The organism is Pseudomonas glycinis (genome assembly GCF_054871425.1).
The window spans coordinates 1-26,673 of sequence record NZ_JBTYHF010000012.1; the positions used below are offsets into that span (position 1 = coordinate 1).

Here is a 26,673-nt window from a genome sequence, read left to right on the forward strand (position 1 = left end):
GACAATCCCCCTGTGGAAGCGGGCTTTGTGGCGAGGGGATTTATCCCCGTTGGGTGGCGAAGCCGCCCCAAAACCTGCAACCTCGGTTCATCAGATACCGAGCGTGGTGGGTTGGCGACTGCTTCGCAGTCGAACGGGAATAAATCCCCTCGCCACAGAGTTGAGTTCATGGAGTGAATGGCAGTTGTGCTTGAGAAAGGCGCCAAAACCTCGGGTTTATGGCAAACTTCGCCACCATAATCCGCCGTTTCGCGACCCAGAGCCTTCGGCCGTGTCGCGCTGCGGAATAAAACGATGCCAGGTTTGCGTCCCCCGGATGGGAATAGACCCTTTGCGTGTTGGTACGACGGTTCCAGCACTTTCTGCCTGAACAGATTAGAGAAACGACCATGCATAACGTCGTCATCAGCGGCACCGGCCTGTACACACCGGCCAACAGCATCTCCAACGAAGAGCTGGTGCAGTCTTTCAATACCTACGTCGCCCAGTTCAACGCCGATAACGCCGAGGCGATTGCCAGCGGTGAAGTCCAGGCCCTGACCGAATCCAGCGCCGCGTTCATCGAAAAGGCCTCGGGCATCAAGAGCCGCTTTGTCATGGACAAGGACGGCATCCTCGATCCGCAACGCATGGCCCCGCGCCTGCCCGAGCGTTCCAACGATGAATGGTCGGTGCTCTGCCAGATGGCCGTTGGCGCTGCCGAACAAGCCCTGCAACGAGCCGGCAAAACCGCCGCCGATATCGACGGCGTGATCGTTGCCTGCTCCAACCTGCAACGCGCTTACCCGGCCATCGCCATCGAAGTCCAGGAAGCGCTGGGCATTGAAGGTTTCGGTTTCGACATGAACGTGGCGTGTTCTTCGGCTACCTTCGGCATCCAGGCCGCCGCCAACAGCGTACAGCTTGGCCAGGCGCGGGCGATCCTGATGGTCAACCCGGAGGTCTGCACCGGGCACCTGAACTTCCGTGATCGCGACAGCCACTTCATCTTCGGCGATGCCGCGACTGCGGTGATCATCGAACGCGCGGATCTGGCGACCTCCCCGTACCAGTTCGACGTGGTCAGCACCAAATTGCTGACCAAGTTCTCCAACAACATCCGCAACAACTTCGGCTTCCTAAACCGCGCGGCGGAAGAGGGCATCGGTGCCCGCGACAAGCTGTTCGTGCAGGAAGGCCGCAAGGTGTTCAAGGATGTCTGCCCGATGGTCGCCGAGCTGATTGGCGAGCACCTGGAAGAGAACCAGCTCAACGTCGGCGACGTGAAGCGTTTCTGGCTGCACCAGGCCAACCTGAGCATGAATCACCTGATCGTGCGCAAGCTGCTCGGCCGCGAAGCTACCGAAGAAGAAGCCCCGGTGATTCTCGACAGCTACGCCAACACCAGCTCGGCCGGTTCGGTCATTGCCTTCCACAAATACCAGGATGATCTGGCCTCGGGTTCGCTGGCGGTGCTCAGTTCGTTTGGTGCCGGTTATTCGATCGGTAGCGTGTTGCTGCGCAAGCGCTGAAACAGGTTAATTTCCCCTTAATCGCGTCGATCTTTCCTACATTCGAAGCGGCTGAAACGCTGTAATTTTTCGGACGTCGCGGCAGGTGCACACCTGCCGCGTTCATTTTCGAAGTCCGGACAAGGGGATTGATGGATGGCGGCTGACGACACCCAACTGCTCACGCGCTTGCTGGCGGGGGAGCAAAAGGCTTTCAAGGAACTGGTCACCACCTATCAGAGCGCCATGCGCGCGGTGGCTTACGCGATTGTCGGCCAGCGTCATGTCGAGGAAGTGGTGCAGGATGCCTGGCTGTCGGTGGTGCGCCATCTGGCCAGCTTCGAAGGCCGCTCCAGCCTCAAGACCTGGTTGTTGACCATCACCGCCAATTCGGCCAAGAGTCGCTACAAGCTCAATCGCCGGGAAGTGTTGCTCGATGACTTGCCATCACCTCACGGCACCATCGGTGACGATCGATTTTCCTCGAGCGACGGTCATTGGCTGGTCGCGCCATTTGCCTGGCATCAGGACACCCCCGAAGCGCTACTCACCGAAAACGAACTGCGCGAATGCCTCGAACACACCTTGCTGAGTCTGTCCGAGTTGCAGAGCAGTGTCCTGCTGTTGCGCGAACGCCAGGGCCTGGAGCTGGAAGAGATCTGTAATCTTCTGGAGATTTCGCTCTCCAATGTCCGCGTGCTGCTGCACCGGGCACGTTTGAAGGTCTTTGCGACCGTGGAACATTTTGAGGAGACAGGAGAATGTTGACCTGCAAGGAGCAAGTGGCACGATCCAGCGATTATCTCGATGGCCAACTGAGCTTTCGCGAGACGCTGATGGTGCGTCATCACCTGTTGTTCTGCCGCAACTGCCGGCGCTTCATGCGGCAGATGCGCGTGATGCAGGCAACCCTGAAGGCGCTGCCGGAACAACCGGAAGAGGGAGTGGATGCTTTGGCTGAGCGTCTGGCGACGCAGAGGCGCGACGACAGTCCTTGAAAGAGTCAGCCCGGGGCAGCGTCAGCGAACGGATGATGGGGATCGCTGGCATTGCACCGGGCTGCAGGACATCAGCTTCGAACGACAAGTCGCAAGGGGAGCGGTGACTTGCAGCTTGTCGCTCGAAGCTTGTAGCTGTTTTCTTAGAACTTCGCTTCAGCATCCAGCTGCAGGGTGTTGGCGTCTGCATCGCGCTGGCTGCGGCTGGCGAAGTCGGCCTTGGTCAGGAAGTACGTGGCGCCGACGGCGAAGTTCTTGTCGATGTCGTAACCGACCTTGAACTTGTGCCCGCGCGAACCGGTGGTGCCGTTGGCGAAGTCGGAGTCGGTGAAGGCGCCGACCACGGCATTGCGCTGCACGTCGCGATAGTTGTAATCGAGGTTGAAGCCGAACACTTTCGACTTGGCGCCGAGCAACCATGCGGTGTCCTGATCGGTCACGGCATCGTTGTTCTTCACGTACTGGCCGTAGAACGACAGCGGCATTGGCAGGCCGCCGATGTCGATCTGGCTGAACCCTTCATACAGACGGAATTCGTTATCGGCCGAGTTGCCGTTGACTGCCAGCGCGCACGGTGTCGAGGTGCCGGTGCAGCGGCTGTCATCGTCGTTCTGGTAGGCGTAGACGCTGCCGCCGACGGTCATCTTCAGGTTGTCAGTGATGTTGAAACGGCTGCCCAACTGGCCAGCGGTCAGGCGCAGGTCGTGGCGGAATTGCACGCCGTCGCCGTCAACGTTGTCCTTGAGGTTGTAGTTACCCAGGCTGCCGAACAGTTCGGCGCTGCCGCCCAGTGGGTATTTGTAAGTAACGGCCAGACCTTCCGGGTTGATGTCGCTGTCCCAGATCACGTCGCCCATGCTTACCCATGGTTGCAGCATCTTGCCGCCGATCACGTGCAGGTTCTTGATCTGATCCGGGTGATAGTCGATGTAGCCGAGGTCGAGCCAGATCTGCTTCTTGTCGAAGTAGTTGTCCTGATCCTGGTTGGTCGAGCGCGCGTCGTCACCGCCGCCGGTGGCGATACGGATACCGGTGTCGACTTGCGGGTTGATCTCGGTATAGGCGCCCAGACGCGCACGGATGCGCTGGCGGTCCTTGTCGCGGCCGCCGTTGTTCGGCTCGCCGTCGATCTTGATGGTTTCCTGACGGATACGTACGTCGCCCTTGAACTGGGTCTTGGCCGCCCAGGCCAGTTTCTGATCGAACAGGCTCTGTTCGTTGGTCTTCTTCGCGACCGCCGCCACTTGTTCGTTGGTTTCCTGCTGCGCCTGTTGGGCGATTTGCTGAGCCTTCTGATCCTTGGCCAGTTCTGTTTGCAGCTCGATGTACTGCGCCTGGGAAATCGACCCGTTGGCCTTGAGCATGTCGAGCAGTTTGGCGTCGACTGCAGCACTGGCCGGAACGCTCATGGCCAGCAACAAGCCGCCGCACAGGGCCGCTGCAGTTTTCGTGGAAGCAAGACGCATAGCAATCTCCGAAGATGAAGGGGATGGCTGAACCATCCTGGGCACAACCGGCCTGAAGGCCGGAAAACTGTGTCCGGGTTAGAACCCGGCGCTCTAAAAACAGGCGCCAGTATCGCGATGGTTTATGACAGGGCGGTGGCACAGTGATGGCAGGTTGATGACGATGCGGATCAGGCGTGAACTATCGAGTTAGAGTGCTGTCGGCCGATTGAGCGTGTGCAACGGGGTCGCGATCAGCGATACTCCCCGGGCTTTGTCGCCAAGCTGTGGAGTGCCAGTGAATGCCGTTGCAACGCCTGCAAGACCTGTCAGAAATCGCCCCGGCAAGCTGGGATGCGCTGGTGCCGGACAACCAGCCGTTCCTGCGCCACGCCTTCCTCAGCGCGCTGGAAGACAGCGGCAGTGTCGGCCCGCATACAGGCTGGCAGCCCGAGCATTTGCTGCACATCGAAGATGATCGACTGATCGCCGCACTGCCCAGTTATCGCAAGTGGCATTCCTACGGCGAGTACGTCTTCGATCACGGCTGGGCCGACGCCTGCGCGCGTGCCGGCATCGATTACTACCCCAAACTGTTGACCGCCGTGCCCTTCAGCCCGGTCAGCGGCCCGCGCTTGCTGACGGCGAAAGTGGAGGACGGTTTCGAACTGCTGAAAAGCCTGCCCGGCTATTTGCAGATCGAAGAGCTGTCCAGCGCGCACATCAATTTCACTGATCCGTTTACCGATGCGGCGATGGCCGGGCAGCCGGGCTGGCTGCAGCGTATTGGCTGTCAATATCACTGGCAGAACCGTGAGTACCGCGACTTTCAGGACTTCCTCGACGCCCTCAGCTCTCGCAAGCGCAAGCAGATGCGCAAGGAGCGCGAGCAGGTGGCGGGGCAGGGCTTTGAGTTCGAGTGGTTGGAGGGGCGTGAGCTGGGCGAGGCGCAGTGGGATTTCGTGTACGCCTGCTATGCCAACACCTACGCGGTGCGGCGTCAGGCGCCATATCTGACGCGCGAGTTCTTCAGTCTGCTGGCTGAACGCATGCCCGAAGCGATTCGCGTGGTCTTGGCCAAACAGGGCTCACGGCCGGTGGCGATGGCGTTCAGCCTGGTCGGTGGCGACAGTTTCTACGGGCGGTATTGGGGTTGCCTGGCCGAGTTTGATCGGCTGCATTTCGAGACGTGTTTTTATCAGGGCATGGATTACGCGATCGCCCATGGCATCCAGCGTTTCGATGCCGGGGCTCAGGGCGAGCACAAGTTGATTCGCGGGTTTGAACCGGTGATCACCCATTCCTGGCACTACCTGCGCCATCCGGGGTTGAAAGCGGCGGTGAAGGATTTCCTCCAGCAAGAGCGCGCCGGGGTTCTGGCCTATGCCGAAGAGGCCCGGACAGCGTTGCCTTATCGCCAAACCTGACCATGATCGTTCCCACGCTCTGCGTGGGAATGCAGGCCGTGACGCTCCGCGTCACTGGACGCGGAGCGTCCCTTGAGGCATTCCCACGCGGAGCGTGGGAACGATCATATCGCGCGATCAATCGATACCGACAAACCCTCCGGTCTGGTGCGCCCACAACCGTGCATACAAACCACGATGGGCGAGCAGTTCGGCATGGGTGCCGCTCTCGGCGATCTTGCCGTTTTCCAGCACCACCAGACGGTCCATGCGCGCGATGGTCGAGAGGCGGTGGGCGATGGCGATCACGGTTTTGCCCTGCATCAAGGTCTCGAGGCTTTCCTGAATCGCCGCTTCGACTTCCGAATCCAGTGCCGAGGTCGCTTCGTCCATGATCAGGATCGGCGCGTCCTTGAGCAGTACCCGCGCAATCGCGATGCGCTGGCGCTGACCGCCCGACAATTTCACCCCGCGCTCGCCGACATGCGCATCGAAACCGGTACGGCCTTCAGCGTCGGACAGCAGCGGGATGAACTCATCGGCGCGAGCCTTGTGCACGGCCTCCCACAGCTCGGCATCGGTCGCATCCGGTTTGCCGTAGAGCAAGTTGTCGCGGATCGAGCGGTGCAGCAGAGAGGTGTCCTGCGTGATCATGCCGATCCGCGCACGCAGGCTTTCCTGGCCGACTTCGGCAATGTTCTGCCCATCGATCAGGATGCGCCCGCCCTCGACGTCGTACAGGCGCAGCAACAGGTTGACCAGGGTTGATTTGCCAGCGCCGGACGGGCCGATCAAACCGATTTTTTCCCCCGGTTTGATGTTCAGGTTGAGGTCGCCGATGATCCCGCGCTTCTTGCCGTAGTGAAAATCCACGTGCTCGAAACGCACTTCGCCCGAGGCCACGGCCAGCGGTTTGGCCTGCTCGCGGTCGGTGACGCTGACCGGTTGCGAGATGGTGCGCAGACCGTCCTGGACCATGCCGATGTTTTCGAAAATGCCGGTGACTACCCACATGATCCAGCCGGACATGTTGACGATACGAATCACCAGGCCGGTGGCCAGGGCGATCGCGCCGACGGTGATCAGCGACTGCGTCCACAGCCACAACGCCAGCGCCGTGGTGCCGACGATCAGCAGGCCGTTCATGGTGGTAATCGCCACGTCCATGCTGGTCACCACGCGACCGGCCATCTGCGCTTTGACGGTCTGTTCTTCGATGGCTTCCTTGGCGTAGTGCTGTTCGAAGTTGGTGTGGGCGAACAGTTTCAGCGTGGCGATGTTGGTGTAGCCGTCGACGATACGGCCCATCAGTTTCGAGCGCGCGTCGGAGGCTTCCACCGAGCGCTCCTTCACCCGCGGCACGAAGTAATACAGCGCGCCGATGTAAGCGACGATCCAGGTCAGCAACGGGATCATCAGGCGCCAGTCGGCCTCGGCGAACAGCACCAGCGAACTGATCGCATAGATCACCACGTGCCACAGCGCGTCGACCGCTTGCACGGCAGAATCGCGCAGTGAGTTGCCGGTCTGCATGATGCGCTGGGCGATGCGCCCGGCGAAGTCGTTCTGGAAGAAATTCAGGCTCTGCTTGAGCACGTAGCTGTGGTTCTGCCAGCGGATCATGCTGGTCATGCCGGGGCTCAGGGTCTGATGCACCAGCAGGTCGTGCAGGGCAAAGAAGATCGGTCGCAGCACCAGAGCGACCACCAGCATCCAGGTCAATTCGAGGGCGTGGTCGCTGAAGAAATTCGGGTTGGGCGTGCCTTGGGCCAGATCGATGATGCGGCTCAGGTAGCTGAACAACGCTACTTCGATCAACGAGGCAAACAGGCCGATGACGAGCAGGGCAGCGAAACTCGGCCAGACCTGCTTCAGGTAATAGACGTAGAAGGGCCAGACGCGGTCCGGCGGGGACGCCGTCGGGGCGTCGCGGAAGATATCGATCAGTTGTTCGAAACGGCGATAGAGCATCAGATAACCGCCCGGAATCCGGGCTCTCCTTTTATCAGTGCGAGCGGCGCAGGCTCAGCCCCACGCCGCTCGATATGCCCGGCGAAACTCAGTCGATGCGCTTGGCCGACTTGATGATCACAGGGTCGACAGGCACGTTCTGCATGCCTTGTTTGGTGGTGGTCTGCGAGTTGACGATGATGTCCACGACGTCCATGCCCTTGACCACTTTGGCGAACACCGCGTAACCGGCGTCGCGACCCGGGTCGAGGAACGCGTTGTCGGCGACGTTGATGAAGAACTGGCTGGTCGCCGAATCAGGGTTGGAAGTACGCGCCATCGACAGGGTGCCGCGAACGTTGTGCAGGCCATTGCTGGCCTCGTTCTTGATCGGCGCCTTGGTTTCTTTCTGTTGCATCTGCTGGGTGAAGCCGCCGCCCTGAGCCATGAAGCCCGGGATCACGCGGTGGAAAATGGTGTTGTTGTAGAAACCGCTGTCGACGTATTCAAGGAAGTTCTTCGTGCTGATCGGTGCCTTGACCGGGTCCAGTTCGATTTCGATCTGGCCGTTGGTGGTGTCCAGCAGCACGTGAGGCGCCTTGGCCGGGGTAGCAGCCATCAGGTTGGCGGCAAACAGTACGGAGCCGGCGGCGAGGGCGAGTTTTTTCAGCATGGGTCAGTGATCCTGAGAGTGAAGGTCGGCTGTGGCGAGAAAATCCAGCAGCGTGTGATTGAAGCGTTCGGGTTGATCGAGCGGGGTGGCATGGCGCGAGTCGTCAATGACCACCAGCCGCGCATCCGGCAACAGTTTTACATAGGTTTCCTTTAACGCCACCGGTGTGTAGTCACGGTCGGCGCTGATGACGAGCGTTGGACATGACACCCGTGAAAGTCGTTCCTGAACGCCCCAGCCCACGATCGCATCGAAGCTGGCGAGATAAGCACGTTTGTCGTTTTTTGCCCAGCGTTCGGCCATTTTCCGTCGCAGATCGGCCTGTTCCGGATTGGGGAAAAGTTTGCTGCCGAGGGCTGTGCCGATGGTTTCCAGGCTGAGCAGGCGCATCAGGCTCCAGCGTTTGAACCACTGCCAGTAGTCGTCGCGGGTGCGCAATTTGACCTGTGGCGCGCTGTTGACGATGGTCAGGCTCTTGAGCGCCTGAGGCTGATCGACGGCCAGCTGAAAGCCGATCATCCCGCCCATCGACAGCCCGACGTAGTGCACCGCGCCGAGGCGCAGGTGCTCGATCAAGGCCAGCAGGTCGGCGCTGAACCCGGCAATACTGTAGCGTTCGCGGGGTTTGTCCGAGCGCCCGTGGCCGCGAATGTCCGGGACGATCACCCGGTAGTGCGCGGCTAGCGCGGGGATCTGCATTTCCCAGTCCAGGGTGCTCGAGCCGAGCCCGTGAACCAGCAGCAACGGCGCACCGTGGCCATATTCCTCGTAGTGCAGGTTGCAACCTTCGTGCTCGAAATACGCCATCGGTGAACTCCGTGTCAGGCTTGTTCAGGTGCGGCAAACGGTGCGTCCAGCGGCAAGGTGTCGAAGGTGCGCAACAATTCGATAAGGATTTGCGTGGCCGGGCCCAGGGGTTTGTCCTTGTTCGAATACAGATAGAAACTCGAATTGCGGCTGCCGCCTCGGTCCAACGGTAGCAGCTTGAGCGAACCATCCTTGAGTTCGCGGTCGATCATGTGCCGCGGTAGCCAGGCAAAGCCCAGGCCGCTGCTGACAAAGGTCGCGGCGGTGGCGAGGCTGCCGACGGTCCAGCGCTGTTCGGCGCCGAGCCAGCCGACATCGCGCGGCTGCTGGCGGCCGGAGTCGCGGATCACCACTTGCATCTGGGTTTCCAGATCCTGAAAGCTCAGCTCGCGGTTGAGCCGATGCAGCGGGTGATCAGGGTGGGCAACGGCGACGAACTCGACATCGCTCAACTCCGCACCCAGGTAGCCGGGAATGCTCAGGCCGGTGATGGCCAGGTCCGCCACGCCTTCGAGCAGCACTTCCTCGACGCCCGACAGCACTTCCTCGCGCAGACGCACGCGGCAGCCGCGACTCTGCGGCATGAACGCGGTCAGGGCGCGGACGATCCGCGCGCTCGGGTAGGCCGCATCGACCACCAGCCGCACTTCCGCTTCCCAGCCTTGCTCCATGTGATGGGCGAGGTCTTCGAGTTGGCTGGCCTGTTTGACCAATTGCCGCGAACGGCGCAGCAATACGCCGCCGGCTTCGGTGAGCACAGCTTTGCGCCCGTCGATGCGCAGCAATGGCACACCGAGCTGATCCTGCATGCGGGCGACGGTGTAGCTCACCGACGATTGCGAACGGTGCAGGGCCTCGGCGGCCTGGGCGAATCCGCCGTGGTCGACCACGGCCTGCAACGTTCGCCATTGATCAAGGGTCACGCGGGGCGCTTTCATCAATAGCTCCTCTTGTCCTAAGCTGGCCGTCCCTCATGGAGACTGCCGAATGAAAAAATTCTGTTGTGTGGTGCTGGCGCTGCTGCCGTTGACCGCGTTTGCCTATCCGATCGATGTGCAAAAGGATCTCAATGGCATGAAGATCGACTACGAGACTTACGACACGGACAACGACATCGGCTCGATCCGCGTGGCCAACTACGGTGATGTCGACGCGACCTGCCGTGCGGTGTTCAGCAACGGCCCGGAAGCACCACGCACGCGCAGCATCGATGTGCCGGCGGGCAAGCATAAAAACGCCACGGCCAAGTTCACCCGCGAGATCATCAAGCTGCGCATCAAACTGACCTGCACCCCGAAATAACGCTATTTCCCTGTGGGAGCGAGCCTGCTCGCGAAGACGGAGTGTCATCCAGAGATGATGTGACTGACATTCCGCTTTCGCGAGCAGGCTCGCTCCCACAGGGGATATGGGTCTAGCTTATAAACGAATTTATCGATGGGTTACAGCGGATATTTGCGCTTTTTCATCGATTCAGCTCTGTTTAACCTTCACTCCATCGACTTACAACATATTCGGATGGAGGCTACACACCATGTCCCGCGTTCTGATCATCGAAAGCAGTGCCCGCCAGCAAGACTCGGTTTCCCGTCAACTGACCCAGACCTTCATCGCTCAGTGGAAAGCCGCGCACCCTGCCGATCAGATCACCGTGCGTGACCTCGCCGCGAACCCGGTGCCGCATCTGGACGCCAACTTGCTGGGTGGCTGGATGAAGCCCGCCGAACAGCGCAACGACAGCGAACAGGCGTCGCTGGACCGCTCCAACCTATTGACTGATGAGCTGCTTGCCGCCGACGTGTTGGTGCTGGCGGCACCGATGTACAACTTTGCGATCCCGAGCACGCTCAAGGCCTGGCTGGATCATGTGCTGCGCGCCGGGGTGACCTTCAAGTACACCGAAACCGGTCCGCAAGGTCTGCTCAACGGCAAGCGCGCCTTTGTCCTGACTGCTCGCGGTGGTGTGTATGCCGGTGGTCCTGCGGATCATCAGGAACCGTACCTGCGCCAGGTGATGGGTTTCATCGGCATCAACGACGTGACCTTTATCCATGCCGAGGGCATGAACCTGGGCGGTGACTTCCAGGAGAAGGGCCTGAATCAGGCCAACGCCAAACTGTCTCAGGTCGCTTGATCGGTTAATCGCCAGATAATCGCTGGATGGTCTAGTGACCTGGCGCAACCCCTTCAAGGTTCCACGCGCATCGAACCTCCCTTTGCACTTTTGCTCCTGAGTGCTGTAGCCCGATTGAACGCTTTAGCGAGATCGGGCTTTTTTTTGTCTGCGATTTTTCTGAACACTGCACATCCGAATTTCACATAAGTCCCTGTGGGAGCGGGCTTGCCCGCGATGGCGGAGTGTCAGTCGACAAATACTTGCCTGACCCTCCCTCATCGCGGGCAAGCCCGCTCCCACAGGGATTTGTGTTGTTCGAGGGTTCGCGGTCTGGCGCAAAACCCGCTATCGTCGCCGCCATTCGATTTTCGAGGCGAGCATGGGCTATCTACTTTTTGTCACGCTGATCCAGGCGTTTTCCTTCAGTCTGATCGGCGAATACCTGGCCGGGCATGTCGACAGTTACTTCGCGGTGCTGGTGCGTGTGGTGCTGGCGGGGCTGGTGTTTATACCGTTGACACGCTGGCGTTCGGTGGAGCCGGCGTTCATGCGTGGCATGTTGCTGATCGGCGCGTTGCAGTTCGGGGTGACTTACGTCTGCCTTTACCTGAGCTTCCGTGTGCTGACGGTGCCGGAGGTGTTGCTGTTCACCATTCTCACGCCGCTGCACGTGACGTTGATCGAAGACGCGCTGAACCGTCGCTTTAATCCGTGGGCATTGGTTGCTGCGCTGGTGGCCGTGGGCGGTGCGGCGGTGATTCGCTTCGACAGCATCAGTCCCGACTTTTTCATGGGCTTTCTGCTGCTGCAACTGGCCAACTTCACCTACGCCGCCGGGCAGGTCCTGTACAAGCATCTGGTGGCGAAGCATCCGAGTGACCTGCCGCATTACCGCCGCTTCGGTTATTTCTACCTCGGTGCATTGGCGGTTGTGCTGCCAGCGTTCCTGTTGTTCGGCAAGTCGAACTTTCTACCGGAAGCGCCGCTGCAATGGGGCGTGTTGCTGTTTCTCGGTCTGGTCTCGACCGCATTGGGTCTGTACTGGTGGAACAAAGGTGCATGCATGGTCAACGGCGGCACACTGGCGGTGATGAACAACCTGCATGTGCCGGTGGGATTGTTGTTGAATCTGCTGATCTGGAATCAGCATGAGGAACTGGGGAGATTGTTCCTTGGCGGGGGTGTGATTCTGGCGGCTGTGTGGATCAGTCGGTTGGGCATCCGTAAATCCCCGGCCGCCGCATAACCCCTGTGGGAGCGAGCCTGCTCGCGAAGGCGTTGGGTCAGATAAGTATGGGTCGACTGACACATTGCATTCGCGAGCAGGCTCGCTCCCACATTTGATCTTTGGGTTACATCAGGTGTTTTTCCGGCTCCGGAATACTCGCCGAGCCCAACACCGCTGGCAGCAAGCCTGCGCGCAAATCCCCGCCACTCGGCTGTTGATACAGGCTCAACCCGAACTCCGGCAGCACCGCCAGCAGGTAATCGAAAATATCCCCCTGAATCCGCTCGTAATCGGCCCACACCGTGGTGCGGGTGAAGCAGTAGATTTCCAACGGAATGCCCTGCGCGGTGGTCTGCATCTGCCGGACCATGCAGGTCATGTTCGGCTGAATCTCCGGATGACTCTTCAGATACGCCAGCGCGTAGGCGCGGAAGGTGCCGATGTTGGTCATGCGGCGGCGGTTGGCCGACATCGCCGCGACATTGCCCTGCGCTTCGTTCCAGGCCTTGAGCTCGGCTTTCTTGCGGCCCATGTAGTCGGTCAGCAGGTGCACCTGGGAGAGCTTTTCTTCCTCGTCGTCGCGGATGAAGCGCACGCCGCTGGCATCGATGAACAGGCTGCGTTTGATCCGCCGACCGCCGGACTGCTGCATGCCGCGCCAGTTCTTGAACGACTCGGACATCAGCCGCCAGGTCGGGATCGAGACGATCGTCTTGTCGAAGTTCTGCACTTTGACGGTGTGCAACGTGATGTCGACCACGTCGCCATCGGCGCCGACTTGTGGCATTTCGATCCAGTCGCCGACGCGCAGCATGTCGTTGCTGGTCAGCTGCACGCTGGCGACGAACGACAGCAGCGTGTCCTTGTAGACCAACAGAATCACCGCCGACATCGCACCCAGACCCGACAGCAGCAACAGCGGCGAGCGGTCGATCAGGGTGGCGACGATGATGATCGCGCCGAACACGTACAAAACCATTTTCGCTAGCTGGACGTAGCCTTTGATCGAGCGGGTGCGAGCGTGTTCGGTGCGGGCATAGATGTCGAGCAGGGCGTTGAGCAGGGCGCTGACCGCCAGCAGCAGGAACAGGATGGTGAACGCCAGCGCGACGTTGCCGAGAAAATTCATCGCGGTTTTGCTTAGCTCCGGCACCAGATGCAGGCCGAACTGGATCACCAGCGACGGCGTCATCTGCGCCAGTCGTTGAAACACCTTGTTGTGGCGGAAGTCGTTGATCCAGTGCAACGCCGGTTGGCGGCCGAGCATGCGGCTGGCGTGCAGGATCAGGTAACGCGCCACCCGTCCTAGCACCAGCGCAATGACCAGCAGCACCAGCAGCGCCAGTCCCGATTGCAGAAGTGGGTGCTTTTCGAGGGTGCCCCAGAGGCCTTGGGCTTTGAGCCAGAGCTGTTTGATATCCATAAGCGAAACGTTTCTTCTGTAAGACGCGAGGGCCGATTAGAGCATTTAAGACGCTGTGTATTGCAGCGAGTGACAAATCGGGCAACAAAAAAACCACTGATTGTCGGCGTTTGCACAAAGAAACTCGGCCTGAGCGCTCGAAACCGGTAACCTATGCAGCTGTTTTTTTGCATATCTTCGAGGTAGCACCCGTGTTTTCCCAATTCGCCCTGCACGAACGCCTGCTCAAAGCCGTGGCCGAGCTTAAATTTGTCGAGCCAACGCCAGTGCAAGCCGCGGCCATCCCGCTGGCGCTCCAGGGGCGTGATCTGCGGGTGACGGCGCAAACCGGTAGCGGCAAAACCGCCGCTTTCGTCCTGCCGATCCTCAATCGCCTGATCGGCCCGGCGAAGATCCGCGTCAGCATCAAGACGCTGATCCTGCTGCCGACCCGTGAACTGGCCCAGCAGACCTTGAAGGAAGTCGAACGCTTCTCGCAGTTCACTTTCATCAAGTCCGGCCTGATTACTGGCGGCGAAGACTTTAAAGTCCAGGCCGCCATGTTGCGCAAAGTGCCGGACATCCTCATCGGCACCCCGGGGCGGATGATCGAGCAACTCAATGCCGGCAACCTCGACCTGAAAGAAGTCGAAGTGCTGGTGCTCGACGAAGCCGACCGCATGCTCGACATGGGTTTCGCCGAAGACGTGCAGCGTCTGGTCGACGAGTGCCCGAACCGTCAGCAGACCATGCTGTTCTCCGCGACCACCGGCGGTTCCGGCCTGCGCGAAATGATCGCCAAGGTCCTGAACAACCCGGAGCACCTGCAGCTCAACGCGGTCAGCCAGCTCAACTCGACGACTCGTCAGCAAATCATCACCGCCGACCACAATCAGCACAAAGAGCAGATTGTGAACTGGCTGTTGGCCAACGAGACCTACCAGAAGGCCATCGTCTTCACCAACACCCGCGCCATGGCCGACCGCATCTACGGTCGCCTCGTGGCCCAGGAATACAAAGCGTTCGTGCTGCACGGCGAGAAAGACCAGAAGGATCGCAAACTGGCGATCGATCGCCTGAAGCAGGGCGGTGTGAAGATCCTCGTCGCTACCGACGTTGCTGCCCGTGGTCTGGACGTCGACGGTCTGGATCTGGTGATCAACTTCGACATGCCACGCAGCGGCGACGAATACGTACACCGCATCGGTCGTACCGGCCGCGCCGGCAACGATGGTCTGGCGATCTCGCTGATCTGCCACGGCGACTGGAACCTGATGTCGAGCATCGAGCGCTACCTGAAGCAGAGCTTCGAGCGCCGCACCATCAAGGAAGTCAAAGGCACCTACGGCGGCCCTAAAAAGGTCAAGGCTTCGGGTAAAGCGGTTGGTGTGAAGAAGAAAAAGACCGACGCCAAGGGCGACAAGAAAAAAACCGCCGCCAAGACACCAACCAAGCGCAAGAGCGTCAACCGTCCGAAGCCGGATTCTCTGGTGAGCAGCGACGGCATGGCCCCGCTCAAGCGTCGCAAGCCAGCTGAACCTGCGGCTGAGTAAGCTTTAGACCGCGCATAAAAAAACCGGACATTGTCCGGTTTTTTTTCGCCTCAACTGTCGGCCTTTTTCTCCGCCGAACCCAGCTCCTTCAAACGCTGATCGATCAACTGGCACTTGTCCGGCAGATCCGCACTGGCCGTGCCCAGATCCATTTTCTGCAACTCGGCGTTGATCTCCTTGGCTTTTGCCGGATTCTGCTCGGTGAGCTTCGAGACTTCCTTGGCCAGTTGTTCGCGTTTGATTGTCGCCTCTTCAGGCGTACAAGCCCAGACGGGCAGGGCGTAGGCGAGAGTGGCGGCGAGGGACAGCTTGATCAGGGTTTTCATGGGCAGGCCTCAGTTCCGGTTAAGGCGGGTTGAACGGTTGAGGTCTGAAGCACCGGAAAAGTTCCTTGTTGAAACGTTTGACGATTAAATCGTGTCACCAAATAGTGGTGATCTTCAGAAAAATACCGCGATCAAGCGAAAAGCCGCGTCCTAGAGCGTAATTGAAAAAAGCGTGTTGGTGACTCGTTGACGTCAGAATGATGGCACTCTACTATCAGGGTGTCACATTGATGTCAGTGTGTGTTTTCGAGGGACTGAAAGCATTTGTCGCAGACTAATTCTGCGTTCGTTTTCGCTAGCCTTGGACGTTCTGACCAAGGCGAACCCTCCCCAATTTGTCATGCGTTGTTACCGGCCGGTTCATTTATGGCCGGGTATGGATCGTTTTGTCTGTCGATTTTGCCGATCAATCCGCTGCATGAGACCCACAACATGGATGTCCGCCACCACTCCTCTATCGTGCAACCACGCCGCGACGCCCTCCAAGACGGCGTGCATTTCTGCGGGATGCCCAAGCGCGGGCTGGCGTTCCTGCTGGCCAACGTCATGTTCTGGCAACCGATGTGGGCACAGGCCGACGGCATTGTAGTGGCCAACCCGAATACGTCTTTGGATCGCGCCGGTAACGGCGTGCCGATCATCAACATTGCCACGCCCAATGCCAGCGGTCTGTCGCACAACCAGTTTCATGATTACAACGTTGGGGCCCAGGGCGTCATCCTCAACAACGGCTCGACACAGACTTCCGCCACCCAACTGGGCGGGCACATCATCGGCAACCCTAACCTGAAGAGCAGCGGTTCGGCGCAGGCGATTCTCAACGAGGTCATCAGTGGCAACCCGAGCCAATTGCGCGGCTACACCGAAGTGGCGGGGCAGGCAGCGCGGGTCATCGTCGCCAACCCGTACGGCATCACCTGCAACGGCTGCGGGTTTATCAACGCACCACGGGTGACGTTGACCACTGGTAAGCCGGTACTCGAGAACGGTCGGCTGGATCGCTTTCAGGTTGATCAAGGTTCTGTGGTCATCGAAGGTACCGGGCTTAATGCGAGCAACGTTGATCATTTCGAAATCATCACCCGCAGCGCAAAGATCAACGCGCAACTTCAGGCACAGAATTTGACGATTGTTGCCGGGCGCAACGACGTCAACGCACAAACCCTCGACGCCACCGCCCGCGCCGACGATGGCAGCGCCCAGCCGCAACTGGCCATCGACTCTGCGGCACTCGGTGGCATGTACGCCGGGGCGATCAAACTGGTCGGCACCGAGGCCGGGGTCGGGGTGAAACTCGATGGCAAACTCATCGCCAGTGGCGGTGATATTCAGCTCGATGCCAACGGTCAGTTGAGTCTGGCCGATACCTCCGCGACGGGCGCGGTCAACGTCAAAGCCGCCAGTCTCGATGCCCGCGGCCCGGTTTACGCCGGCACCAGCGCCAACATGCAAACCCAAGACAATCTGACCAACCGCCAGACCCTCGCGGCCCGCGACAGCGTCTCCCTCAGCGCCGGCGGCCAACTGACCAACACCGGTGCCATCGAAGCCGGTGTCAACGCCGATGGCAGCCGTAACACAACTGGTGATCTGAGCCTCATCGCAAAGACCCTCGACAACACCGGTAAAAGTCTGACCGCCAGCCGTAACCTGATGGTGAGCGCCGCGCAGAGCCTGAACAACCAGGGTGGCCGCCTCAGTGGGCAAACCACCGTCATCACGGCGGCAGCACTGAACAACAGTAACGGCGAGATTGCCAGCAGCGGTACCACTCGGCTCAACGCCGGTTCGGCGAACAACCGCAGCGGTCAAGTTCTTGGCGATATGGGCCTGGATATCGACCTCAGCGGTGCCATGGACAACCGAGACGGCGTGCTCGGTTCCGCAAAGTGGGTGAGTTTCAGCGCAGCCAGTCTGGATAACCGAGATGCCGGTGCGCTGGTCAGCGATGGTGGGTTGAGCGTGCGTGTCAGCGGATTGCTCGACAACCGTAACAAGGGCGAGATTACTGCCAAAGGCGCCATCGATGCGCAGACCGGTAGTCTCGACAACCGCGATGGCAAAGTCATTGGCAAAACCACCTTGGCACTGCGCAGTGATTCGGCGGATAACCGCGTCGGAACGATTCAGGCTGATCAGCAAGTGACGCTGAGTGTCGGTCAGTTCGACAACCGCGACAAAGGCAAGGTCAGCGGCAAGGCCGCGATCGCTTACTCCGGCATACGTCTGGATAACAGCGGCGGCTTGATCAGTGCTGTCGGCCCGGTCACGCTCACGATTGCCGAGGTGCAAAACGCGCTGGGGCGTATTTCCAGTCAGGGTGATCTGCTCGCCACGATTGGTCTTTTGCAACAGCAGGGCGGTGCACTGGTGGCGCAGGGCAACCTGAGCCTCACCGGCAAGACCCTCGATAACCGCAACAACGGGTTGGTGGGAACCACGAAAGCATTGACGGTGAATGTCGAAGAGATCGACAACCGCGCCGGGGAGTTCTCTGCCAGCGAGTCATTGACCATCACCGGACAGCATCTGAACAACGCCGACGCCGGCAAGGTGCTCGCTGGCAAGAACCTGACGCTGGCAGTCGCTTCCGTCAACAACCAGAACCAAGGCTTGATCAGTGTCAAAGGGGCGGCGACGCTGAAGGGCCGCGTGCTGGATAACAGCAACGGCAATTTTGACAGTCTCAACGGCTTGGACATTGCACTTGACGAAGCCTTGCTCAACGTCCAGGGCCTCGTCAGCAGCGAGGGTGCACTGACCATTCGTGCCGGTCGTATCGACAACAGTGCCGGGAGTCTGGGCAGTGCCGGTGAGCTGCTGTTGCACAGTCGTGGCGATCTGCTCAATCAAGCGGGTTCGATCAGCACTGACAGTACTTTGACCCTCAAAAGCGACCGTCTCGATAACAGCCAGAAAGGTTTGATCTCCAGCAAGGCAGGCGCCCGACTTGACAGCGGCGACTTCGATAACAGCCATAGCGGTCAGATGATCAGTGGTGCTGCGCTGGATATCAAGGCCAAACAGGTCAACAACGGCTCAGGACGAATCGCCAGCCAGCAGGCCTTGACGATGTCTGTCAGCGGGCTGGATCAGCAGGGCGGTGAACTGTTCAGCAAGGCCGATCTGACCCTTGATCTGAACCACGGCCAGTTGAACAACCAGAAAGGTCTGATCAACGCACCCGGTGCGTTGTTGCTGAAAAACCTCAACGGCGTGAACAACCAGGGCGGTGAAATTTCCAGTCAGCAAGCCTTCACGCTGGCAGCGCATGACCTCGATAACAGCAGTGGCAAACTGCTCAGCCAGCGGGATCTGACCCTGCGGATCGAGCAAGCGCTGAACAACATCAAAGGCATTATGGCCGGTGCATCACTGGACAGTCATAGCGACAGTCTCGACAACCACGAAGGCTTGATCAGCAGTCGCGGCGAGTTGTTGCTGGTCACCGACAAAACCCTTGCCAACCAGCTCGGTACAGTCATTGCCGACGGACAACTCACGCTTACTGCGCAGACTCTGGATAACGCCAGTGGCAACATCGCCGGCAAGTCCGATGCCACCGTCAACGCAAAGAGCCTGAATAACCAGAAAGGCCAGCTGATTGCCACCGGCGTCCTCGGTCTGACCGCCGAAACACTCGATAATCGCCTGGGTGGTCTTTTGGGGGCCACGCAGGCCCTGACTATCAATAGCGGCGATATAGATAATCGTGGAGGCGAAATCACCAGCCACTCGACCGTGGCGATTGCCGCCGACAAAGTCGACAACAGCGATGCCGGACAGATTTTCTCGGGTCAGGCGCTCACGCTGACAATCGATCAGCTGCGCAATCGCAACAGCGGTCTGATCAATTCCCGATCCCTGCTCGATTTGCACGGACGCGTGCTGGATAACAGCGGTGGCAATCTGTTCAGCCTGCAGCAGGCGCACCTGGATCTGAGCGGTGCATTCGACAACAGCCACGGCAAGGTCAGCAGCGAACGCCAGTTGACGGTCAAAACGGCGCAACTGAGCAACACCCAGGGCAGTTTGTCGAGCGCTGAAGATCTGACGCTCGACAGTCAGGCCGCGGTCGATAATCAGGGCGGTTCACTGGTGACCGATGGCGCGCTCAAGCTCGCCAGTACCCGTCTGGATAACAGTCACAACGGCACGATCAGCGCCAAGGGCGCGGTGACGGTCAACACCGGAATGTTTGACAATAGTCAGTCCGGGCAACTCAACAGCGCCAGCACGCTGGATCTGCAGGCCACTCTGGTCAATAACGGTGACCGAGGACGTATCGGCAGCGAAGATGCGCTGACCGCATCGGTGACCGGCCTTGACCAGCAGGGCGGCCAATTGTTCAGCAAAACCAGTCTGAGCCTGGACATGAACAATGGCCAGTTGAACAACCAGAATGGCTTTATCAACGCGCCCGGTGCCTTGCTGCTCAAACAACTGAACGGCGTCATTAATCAGGGGGGCGAGATTTCCAGCAAACAAGCCTTCACCTTGACTGCGCAAAGTCTGGATAACAGCAACGGCAAGCTGTTAAGCAGCCAGGGTCTGACGTTACGCATTGCCAATGCGCTGAATAACGTCAAAGGCGTCATCGGTGCGACGTCGATTGACGTGCGCAGCGGCAGTTTGAACAACAGCGGTGGCAGCCTGGATAGCCGAGGCAATTTTGATCTGGCCGTCGACGGCATGTTGCGCAACGATGCCAGTGGCGTGATCAACGCCGATACGGCGCTGCACATCAGCAGCGGCGATTTGAATAATGATGGCGGGATGATATTGGCGGTGGACGCCATCAAGTTAAATGCCATGGCGATGAACAACCGTAACAACGGTTTGATCAACAGCCGGGGGACTTTGTCACTGACCGGAACCACTCTGGATTCCAGCAACGGCGGCGAGGTGTCGGCCAAGGACGATATCCATCTCGCGCTGAACGCGTTGACCCAGAATAGCGGCCGGCTGCTGGGGGAAAAGGCCGTCACGGTGAACCTGGCCGGTGGTGACCTCGACAACCGCAACGGTTTGCTCACAGCCAACGGCTTGCTGACCCTTGAACGTCTGCGTGATCTCAATAACGACAGTGGCGAAATCTCCAGCAGCCTCGGATTCGACGTGGTTGCACGGACCGTGATCAACAACGCTGGCAAATTGATCAGCAGCCAGAAACTGACCGTCGACGGTACGGCTCTGGTCAACCGCAACGGCCTGATTTCAGGTTGGGAAGGTCTGATCGTCAAAGGTTCCAGCCTCGATAACCGCGCCGGTGGCACGCTCTCCAGTCGCAACGGCAATGTGCGCGTGGCACTGCAGGGCGAACTGCTCAACAGCGGTTCTGGCGCGCTGGTCAGTCATGGCACGCTGAACGTTTCGGCCGGCAGTCTGGACAATAGCGACAAAGGCATTATCAGCAGTGGCGAGGGCCAGACACTGGCAGTGGATGGAACGCTGAGTAACGCTCAGGGCGGTCTGATCGACAGCGGCGCGACACTGAATATCAACAGTGGTGCACTGAGTAACGTCGGCGGTACGGTCAATGCGCAACAGGCGATCGAGGTCAGCGCGACAGGGCTGGACAACCGTAGCGGGCAGATCGTCAGTGATGCGGCGATCAACCTCAAGCTTTCCGGACAACTGAACAACAGCGCCGGCAAACTGGCCGGCGCGGGGCCTTTGAGCATCAAAGGCGTTACCGATCTGGGCAACCGCAACGGTCAACTGATCAGCCAGAGCACGCTGGACCTGCAGACGCAGTCGCTGGACAACAGTGACAAGGGCACCCTTGCCGCCAGCGGCGATCTGACCATCAGTGCCAGTGGGGCGGTGCTCAATCATGCCGATGGCTTGATCTACAGCCAGACCGCCGGCCTGGTACTCAAGGCCAACAGTCTGAGCAACGCCAAAGGCGCGATCCAGAGCCAGAACGGTTTGACGCTTGATGTCATCGCCGACCTCGATAACCAGAGCGGCAGAATCATTGCTGAAACCGGCGCTGTCAGTGTCAACGCGGCCAGCATTGACAACCGTGGCGGCGTGCTGGCGAGCATAAAAGGCCTGTTGGAAGCACGCACTGTTGGCGTCCTGCGCAACGGCGTCGACCTGAATAACAACCGGCAGGGCGGCATCATTCAGGCGCAGGGCCTCAAACTCACCGCACTGGCCGGGTTGAGCAACAGCGGCGGGCGGATTTCGGCGCAGGCCGCGGATTTGAGCATTACCACGGCGGCGATGGATAACAGCAACGGCGGTATTTACGCAAAAAACCTGCTCAGCGTGAGTGGTAGCCGACTGGACAACAGTGTCGGTCAAATCGCTGCTAATCGTATCGATCTGGCTCTGCTCAACGATTTGAACAACCGCGGCGGTGTCATCGAAAGTGACACCATCCTGACAGTCCAGGCGGCCAGTCTGGATAACCAGACCGGCAAGCTGCGCTCGCTGAGCAACAGCGGCAAAACCGTGTTCCAGATTGGCGGACTGCTAGACAATCGCAACGGCGTAGTGGAAACCGGCAACACCGATTTGACGCTGGCCGTCGGCAGCTTTCAGAACAGCGGCGGGCAACTGCTGCATCTGGGCGAGGGCACGTTTGACATTTCCACAGCCAATGTCACCGGCGCAGGCGGCAGCATCGTCACCCGCGGCGGGCTCACACTCAATGCTGATAGCTGGAGCAACTCCAGCGTGATTCAGGCAGGCCGGCTGAACGTGAACGTCAACAATTTCAGCCAGACTGCCAGTGGTCAGATATTGGCATCCACGCACCTGCAAGGGCGCGGTGGCAACTGGAACAACGACGGCTTGATCGCCAGTGACGGCACGCTGGATGTGCAACTGACCGGCAGTTACGGCGGCAATGGCCGGGTTTCAAGCGTAGGTGACCTGACGCTTGGCGCGGCGCAACTGACTGTCAACGAGGCTGCCAGTGTGGCTGGAGGCGGTTTGACCAAGCTCAATGTGGGCGGCCCGTTGATCAATATGGGCCGGCTCACCTCCGCCGATGCAATGGAAATCAGAGCCGGTACGGTCATTAATCTCGGCACCCTGGCCAGTGCCAAAAACATGTTGATCAACGCGCAGAACCTGAGCAACAACCGCATCCGCGTCAATCAGGGTTCACTGCTGTTCAGCGGTGGTCATATGAATCTGCAGGTCGGCACCCTGACCAACACCTACAGCGACCTCTACAGCCTCGGTGACATCAATGTACTGGGTTACAACGGCGCCGACCGTGCAGGCCGGGTTGACAACCTGTCCGGGCGCATCGAGTCCACCGGCGACATGTCGCTGAAGTCGGCAGTCGTCAACAACAAGATGGAAAACTTCAGCGTCACCACCACCGAGGGCGATTCTTCGTCCATCGGTGTGCGCTGCTTCAACTGTGATTCAGCCCGGCCCAAGCACATGGAGGACGTTGATTCACACCTGGTCTGGCAGCAAACGTTCAACGTCACAGTCTCGGGGGATGCCGATGCATCCAGCATCACCGCCGGACGTAACCTGAGCGTCACCGGGTCAGAATTCATCAACTCCAACTCCACGGTGTCCGCGTCGTCCGACATCACCATCAATGTCGATACGTTCAACAACTCCGGAAGTTCGCTGGGCAGCTATTCGTCGCTCAAGTACATCACCAACAGCGCGCCCAAGCCCGAGTTGTGGGATCAGATCGTCAATTACAACAGCCACAATGACGCGGGCTACAACAAGGACATCCGTTTCTGGACGGCCGGTGGCGTAGAGTCCCAAGTGACACCCTGGATCAGAAACAACCCGCATGTTGGGGAAATCCGGACACAGTACATCGGCACGTATTCGAATGATGTGTGGGGTGGCGGCGATATCGTCTTCGGAGCCTCCCAATATGCTTCGGGTGTTCGCGTGCAGGCGCCGGCGGAAATCATCAACGCCACGCCGTTCCAGACGGTCATTACCGAGTCGGCGGGCAAGACCTACGTCCCGGCGATTGTGCAGGCCGGTGGCAACGTAGCGATCAACGCGACCAACAACATCAGTAATGGCGAGCTGAAGTCGTTCAGTGCAACCGCGGCAGGCCCGGGAAAGACAGCCGACACGCGCGCGGGGGGTGGGGCCAAACCTACCGTTATCAGCCTCAACCGCCAGTTGCCGCCAGACCTGGCGCAGCAACAAGTCAACCCGTTGGCCTCCCCCGGGTTCGCATTGCCGAGCGGGCAGAACGGCCTGTTCCGCTTGAGCGGTCAAGGTGCCAGTTCAGAAAGCGCGGCGCCGCTGCCCGGTGGTTCGCAGAACTGGGCGATTGGCGGCGCCTCGGTCACGCAGACTCTGCGTCAGGTTGATGTGCCGGGCGGCGGACGGACACTGACGTTCGACGCGATCAACCCGGTCGGCGTGACTGATCGGCAACTGAGCACAGTCGATCGTAAAAGCGCAGATCCGAGCAGCGGCCAGAGCGCCATTGATACCAGCGTTCAGTTCGGCGGCGGCCCGTCGGGCGGCACACCGAGCACTTCGCTCAAGGACAACGCCAGCCAGACACTGGCCCGGGTTCAGGGGTTGCCCGATACCCGGGCCCCTTCGAACGCGCATAAGTATCTGATTGAAACCAACCCGGTCCTGACCGAGCTTAAGCAGTTCATGAGTTCCGATTATCTGCTGGCCAACCTCGGTTACGATCCCGACCAGAGTGCCAAGCGCCTGGGCGATGGTTTGTACGAACAGCGCTTGATCCAGCAGGCGGTGGTCGAGCGCACCGGGCAGCGATTCATCGATGGTCAGACTTCCGATGAAGGCTTGTTCAAGTACCTGATGAACAATGCCATTGCCAGCAAGGATCAGCTCAATCTGTCGGTCGGGGTGACACTCACCGCCGAGCAGGTGGCGGCGCTGACCCACGACATCGTCTGGCTCGAAGAACACGAAGTGAATGGCGAGAAAGTGCTGGTGCCGGTGCTCTATCTGGCGCAGGCCAATAATCGCCTGGCGCCCAATGGCGCGTTGATCCAGGGCACCAACGTGAAACTGATTGCCGGCGAGGATCTGCATAACACCGGCACCCTGCGTGCCAGTAATAACCTGACCGCAGCCGCTGGCAATGACTTGGTCAACAGCGGCCTGATCGAGGCGGGCAACCGTCTCGATTTACTGGCTGGTAACAGCATCGTCAACCAATCGGGCGGCATCATCACCGGGCGCGATGTCAATCTGGTCGCGGTCAAGGGCGACATAATCAACGAGCGCACGGTGACCAGCAGCGGTTTTGCCTCACAGGGCTACTCGCAGCATCGTGAGTACCTCGACAATGCATCGCGCATCGAGGCCAGCAATGATCTGAAAGCCAGTGCCGGCCGCGACTTCATCAGTACCGGCAGCGCCCTGACCAGTGGGCGCGATACCGTGATCGAGGCGGGACGCGACGCGAGCATCGTATCGGCGCAAAGCAACAACTCCGCGTTTACCGGCGCCACTACCAGCAGCGTTCACCAGGTCGGTTCGACTGCAACGGCCGGTCGGAATTTGACGGTCAATGCCGGTCGGGATCTGTCGGTGATTGGCAGTCAGATCAGCGCCCAGCGTGATATCGGCATGAGCGCCGACCGTGATCTGTTGATCGCCTCGGCCGAAGAGGAATCCCACTCCTATTACAAATCGAAAAAGGTCACCGCGCAGGAAGACCACATCGATCAGATTGCCAGTTCAATCAGTGCCGGTGGCAAGGCCGGGTTCACCTCAGGTAAAGACCTGACCGTGGTGTCGAGCCGGATCACCGCAGGCGACGAAGCCTATCTGTTCGCCGGCAACGACATCAACGTGCTGGCTGCCGAGGATTATGACTATTCGCTGTACGACAAAAAGAAAAAAGGCAGTTTGGGACGCAAGGAAACCCGGCGTGACGAGGTGACCACGGTTACCCACATCGGCAGTGAAATCAGCAGTGGCGGCGATCTGACGATCGCCAGTGGCGGTGATCAGCTCTATCAGGCAGCCAGCCTGAAGGCTGGCAAGGACCTGACCATCAGCAGCGGCGGTGACCTGAGCTTCGAGAGTGTCACCGACCTGAAAAAGGAGAGCCACGAGAAAAGCAAGAGCAGTCTGGCCTGGACCTCGGCCAAAGGCGCCGGGCAGACCGATGAAAGTATTCGCCAGAGTCATTTGCTGGCGGCCGGTGACATCGTTATCAAGGCGGCCGGCGACATTCGTATCGACGTCAAGGAAGTCACCCAGAAAACCGTGGCCGATAGCATCGATGCGATGGTCAAGGCTGACCCGCAACTGGCATGGCTCAAGGACATGCAGAACCGCGGCGACATCGACTGGCGCATGATCAAGGAAGTGCATGACCAGTGGGATTACGAAAGTTCCGGCATGGGCATGGGCGCCGCGATTGCCGTGGCGATCATTGTTACGGTGTTGACGGCGGGCGCAGCGAGCGCGGCAGTCGGCGGCACTCTGGCGTCCGGTACCGGATCGACCTTCGCGGCAGCGACAGCGACCACCGCTGCCGGCGTTGGCAACGTTGCCTTGACTGCGGTGATTACCTCAATGGCCAGTACGGCGGCGGTCAGCGCCATCAACAACAAGGGCAATCTCGCTGACACACTCAAAGACGTGCTTTCGGAAGAAAACATCAAGAGTTATGTCACGGCGGCGATCATTGCCGGCGCCGGTTCCTATACCAACACTTGGGGGAAAGTGGTCGGGCCGCAGGGCAACCTGATCACTCAAAGTGTCACCGAGCGACTCAAGGCTTATGCGGTCAATACCGCACTCAAGGGGCTGCTGACTGGCGACGGCAGCGACAAGTCTTGGCTGACCATTGCCGGCACGGGGGCGCTGGCAGAAATCTATGCGTACTGGACCGGTCGTGGACCGGACATCCGCCCAGGCGAAGATCGCCCAGGTGGCCCGGAATTCACGCAGCTTGAAGATGGTCTGGTGCCTCGCGAATGGATCAATGGCGAATGGGTCGAGGGCAAGAATATTGGTCTGAATAAAGAGTGTGCATCGTTGCTGGCTGTCTGCCACGGCACTTTGATCAGTAATATTGCCAACTCGGTACCGGGGATGAATGCCTTTGCCACCTTGCATGATACTTGGATGGATAAGCTGATCATTGCCAAAGGTGGCATGGATATGACGCTGATTGAAAACCTCGGCACCATGCCCCCGGCATTGGTTGTCAACTATGGTGCGCTATATGACCAGTATCGGCCATTGATTGAACAGACCAAGCGGGAAGCCAGGCAATGACACCGTCGCCTGTAGTAGTACTCGGGCTCAGCCCGGGTACTTCCGGT

The 26,673-nt window shown here is 59.5% G+C and carries 16 protein-coding genes; 9 read left to right on the forward strand and 7 right to left on the reverse strand.

Going from position 1 to position 26,673, the window contains the following annotated elements; translation table 11 throughout:
• The first annotated feature begins 389 nt into the window (after positions 1–389).
• The 3 genes from ACYSTU_RS24710 (at position 390) to ACYSTU_RS24720 (ending at position 2,488) form a co-directional block, all read left to right on the forward strand.
• On the forward strand, positions 390–1,511 hold the full coding sequence (locus ACYSTU_RS24710; protein ID WP_016771207.1) for a beta-ketoacyl-ACP synthase III: 1,122 nt from the start codon (positions 390–392) through the stop codon (positions 1,509–1,511).
• 135 nt (positions 1,512–1,646) lie between these two features.
• The gene (locus ACYSTU_RS24715) at positions 1,647–2,258 is read left to right on the forward strand and encodes an RNA polymerase sigma factor (RefSeq protein WP_041478829.1); all 612 of its coding nucleotides are present in this window, start codon (positions 1,647–1,649) and stop codon (positions 2,256–2,258) included.
• Positions 2,252–2,488, forward strand: a complete 237-nt coding sequence (locus ACYSTU_RS24720) for an anti-sigma factor family protein (RefSeq protein WP_130900119.1) — start codon at positions 2,252–2,254, stop codon at positions 2,486–2,488. The genes ACYSTU_RS24715 and ACYSTU_RS24720 overlap by 7 nt, the downstream gene beginning before the upstream one ends.
• A gap of 143 nt (positions 2,489–2,631) precedes the next feature.
• On the opposite strand, the gene ACYSTU_RS24725 is transcribed toward ACYSTU_RS24720, so the two are convergent.
• Positions 2,632–3,954: a putative porin gene (locus tag ACYSTU_RS24725; RefSeq protein ID WP_016771204.1), complete on the reverse strand. Its 1,323-nt coding sequence runs from the start codon at positions 3,952–3,954 to the stop codon at positions 2,632–2,634.
• A gap of 281 nt (positions 3,955–4,235) precedes the next feature.
• Here ACYSTU_RS24725 and ACYSTU_RS24730 point away from each other — a divergent pair, with 281 nt between their 5' ends.
• A complete protein-coding gene (locus tag ACYSTU_RS24730; protein ID WP_499002168.1) occupies positions 4,236–5,360 on the forward strand; it encodes a GNAT family N-acetyltransferase in 1,125 nt (374 codons plus the stop codon).
• A gap of 117 nt (positions 5,361–5,477) precedes the next feature.
• Here ACYSTU_RS24730 and ACYSTU_RS24735 read toward each other — a convergent pair whose 3' ends face one another.
• From ACYSTU_RS24735 to ACYSTU_RS24750, 4 genes are all read right to left on the reverse strand, one after another.
• Positions 5,478–7,310, reverse strand: coding sequence for an ABC transporter ATP-binding protein (locus ACYSTU_RS24735; protein WP_197892145.1), 1,833 nt, complete (start codon positions 7,308–7,310; stop codon positions 5,478–5,480).
• 88 nt (positions 7,311–7,398) lie between these two features.
• The gene (locus ACYSTU_RS24740) at positions 7,399–7,962 is read right to left on the reverse strand and encodes a peptidylprolyl isomerase (protein WP_016771201.1); all 564 of its coding nucleotides are present in this window, start codon (positions 7,960–7,962) and stop codon (positions 7,399–7,401) included.
• Positions 7,963–7,965: 3 nt separating this feature from the next.
• Entirely contained in the window at positions 7,966–8,769 is an 804-nt protein-coding gene (locus tag ACYSTU_RS24745) for an alpha/beta fold hydrolase (protein ID WP_499002172.1), read from the reverse strand.
• Between the two features lie 14 nt (positions 8,770–8,783).
• Positions 8,784–9,707: a PA3225 family LysR-type transcriptional regulator gene (locus ACYSTU_RS24750; RefSeq protein WP_016771199.1), complete on the reverse strand. Its 924-nt coding sequence runs from the start codon at positions 9,705–9,707 to the stop codon at positions 8,784–8,786.
• 49 nt (positions 9,708–9,756) lie between these two features.
• Here ACYSTU_RS24750 and ACYSTU_RS24755 point away from each other — a divergent pair, with 49 nt between their 5' ends.
• The 3 genes from ACYSTU_RS24755 to ACYSTU_RS24765 all read left to right on the forward strand — a co-directional run bounded on the left by ACYSTU_RS24755 (position 9,757) and on the right by ACYSTU_RS24765 (position 12,131).
• On the forward strand, positions 9,757–10,071 hold the full coding sequence (locus tag ACYSTU_RS24755) for a hypothetical protein (protein ID WP_016771198.1): 315 nt from the start codon (positions 9,757–9,759) through the stop codon (positions 10,069–10,071).
• Positions 10,072–10,303: 232 nt separating this feature from the next.
• On the forward strand, positions 10,304–10,903 hold the full coding sequence (locus ACYSTU_RS24760) for an FMN-dependent NADH-azoreductase (RefSeq protein WP_024012038.1): 600 nt from the start codon (positions 10,304–10,306) through the stop codon (positions 10,901–10,903).
• A gap of 361 nt (positions 10,904–11,264) precedes the next feature.
• The gene (locus tag ACYSTU_RS24765; protein WP_136492163.1) at positions 11,265–12,131 is read left to right on the forward strand and encodes a carboxylate/amino acid/amine transporter; all 867 of its coding nucleotides are present in this window, start codon (positions 11,265–11,267) and stop codon (positions 12,129–12,131) included.
• A 106-nt stretch (positions 12,132–12,237) separates the two neighbouring features.
• Here the strand turns inward: ACYSTU_RS24765 and ACYSTU_RS24770 are convergent, their stop codons facing one another.
• Positions 12,238–13,536, reverse strand: coding sequence for a mechanosensitive ion channel family protein (locus ACYSTU_RS24770; protein ID WP_499002177.1), 1,299 nt, complete (start codon positions 13,534–13,536; stop codon positions 12,238–12,240).
• Positions 13,537–13,727: 191 nt separating this feature from the next.
• Here ACYSTU_RS24770 and ACYSTU_RS24775 point away from each other — a divergent pair, with 191 nt between their 5' ends.
• On the forward strand, positions 13,728–15,068 hold the full coding sequence (locus ACYSTU_RS24775) for a DEAD/DEAH box helicase (RefSeq protein WP_024012040.1): 1,341 nt from the start codon (positions 13,728–13,730) through the stop codon (positions 15,066–15,068).
• A gap of 50 nt (positions 15,069–15,118) precedes the next feature.
• On the opposite strand, the gene ACYSTU_RS24780 is transcribed toward ACYSTU_RS24775, so the two are convergent.
• Complete coding sequence (locus ACYSTU_RS24780; protein ID WP_016771162.1) at positions 15,119–15,394, reverse strand: hypothetical protein; 276 nt, start codon at positions 15,392–15,394, stop codon at positions 15,119–15,121.
• Positions 15,395–15,826: 432 nt separating this feature from the next.
• On the opposite strand from ACYSTU_RS24780, the gene ACYSTU_RS24785 reads away from it, so the two are divergent.
• Positions 15,827–26,626 (forward strand): two-partner secretion domain-containing protein, encoded by a 10,800-nt coding sequence (locus tag ACYSTU_RS24785; RefSeq protein WP_499002181.1) that lies wholly within the window; start codon positions 15,827–15,829, stop codon positions 26,624–26,626.
• Positions 26,627–26,673 lie beyond the last annotated feature (47 nt).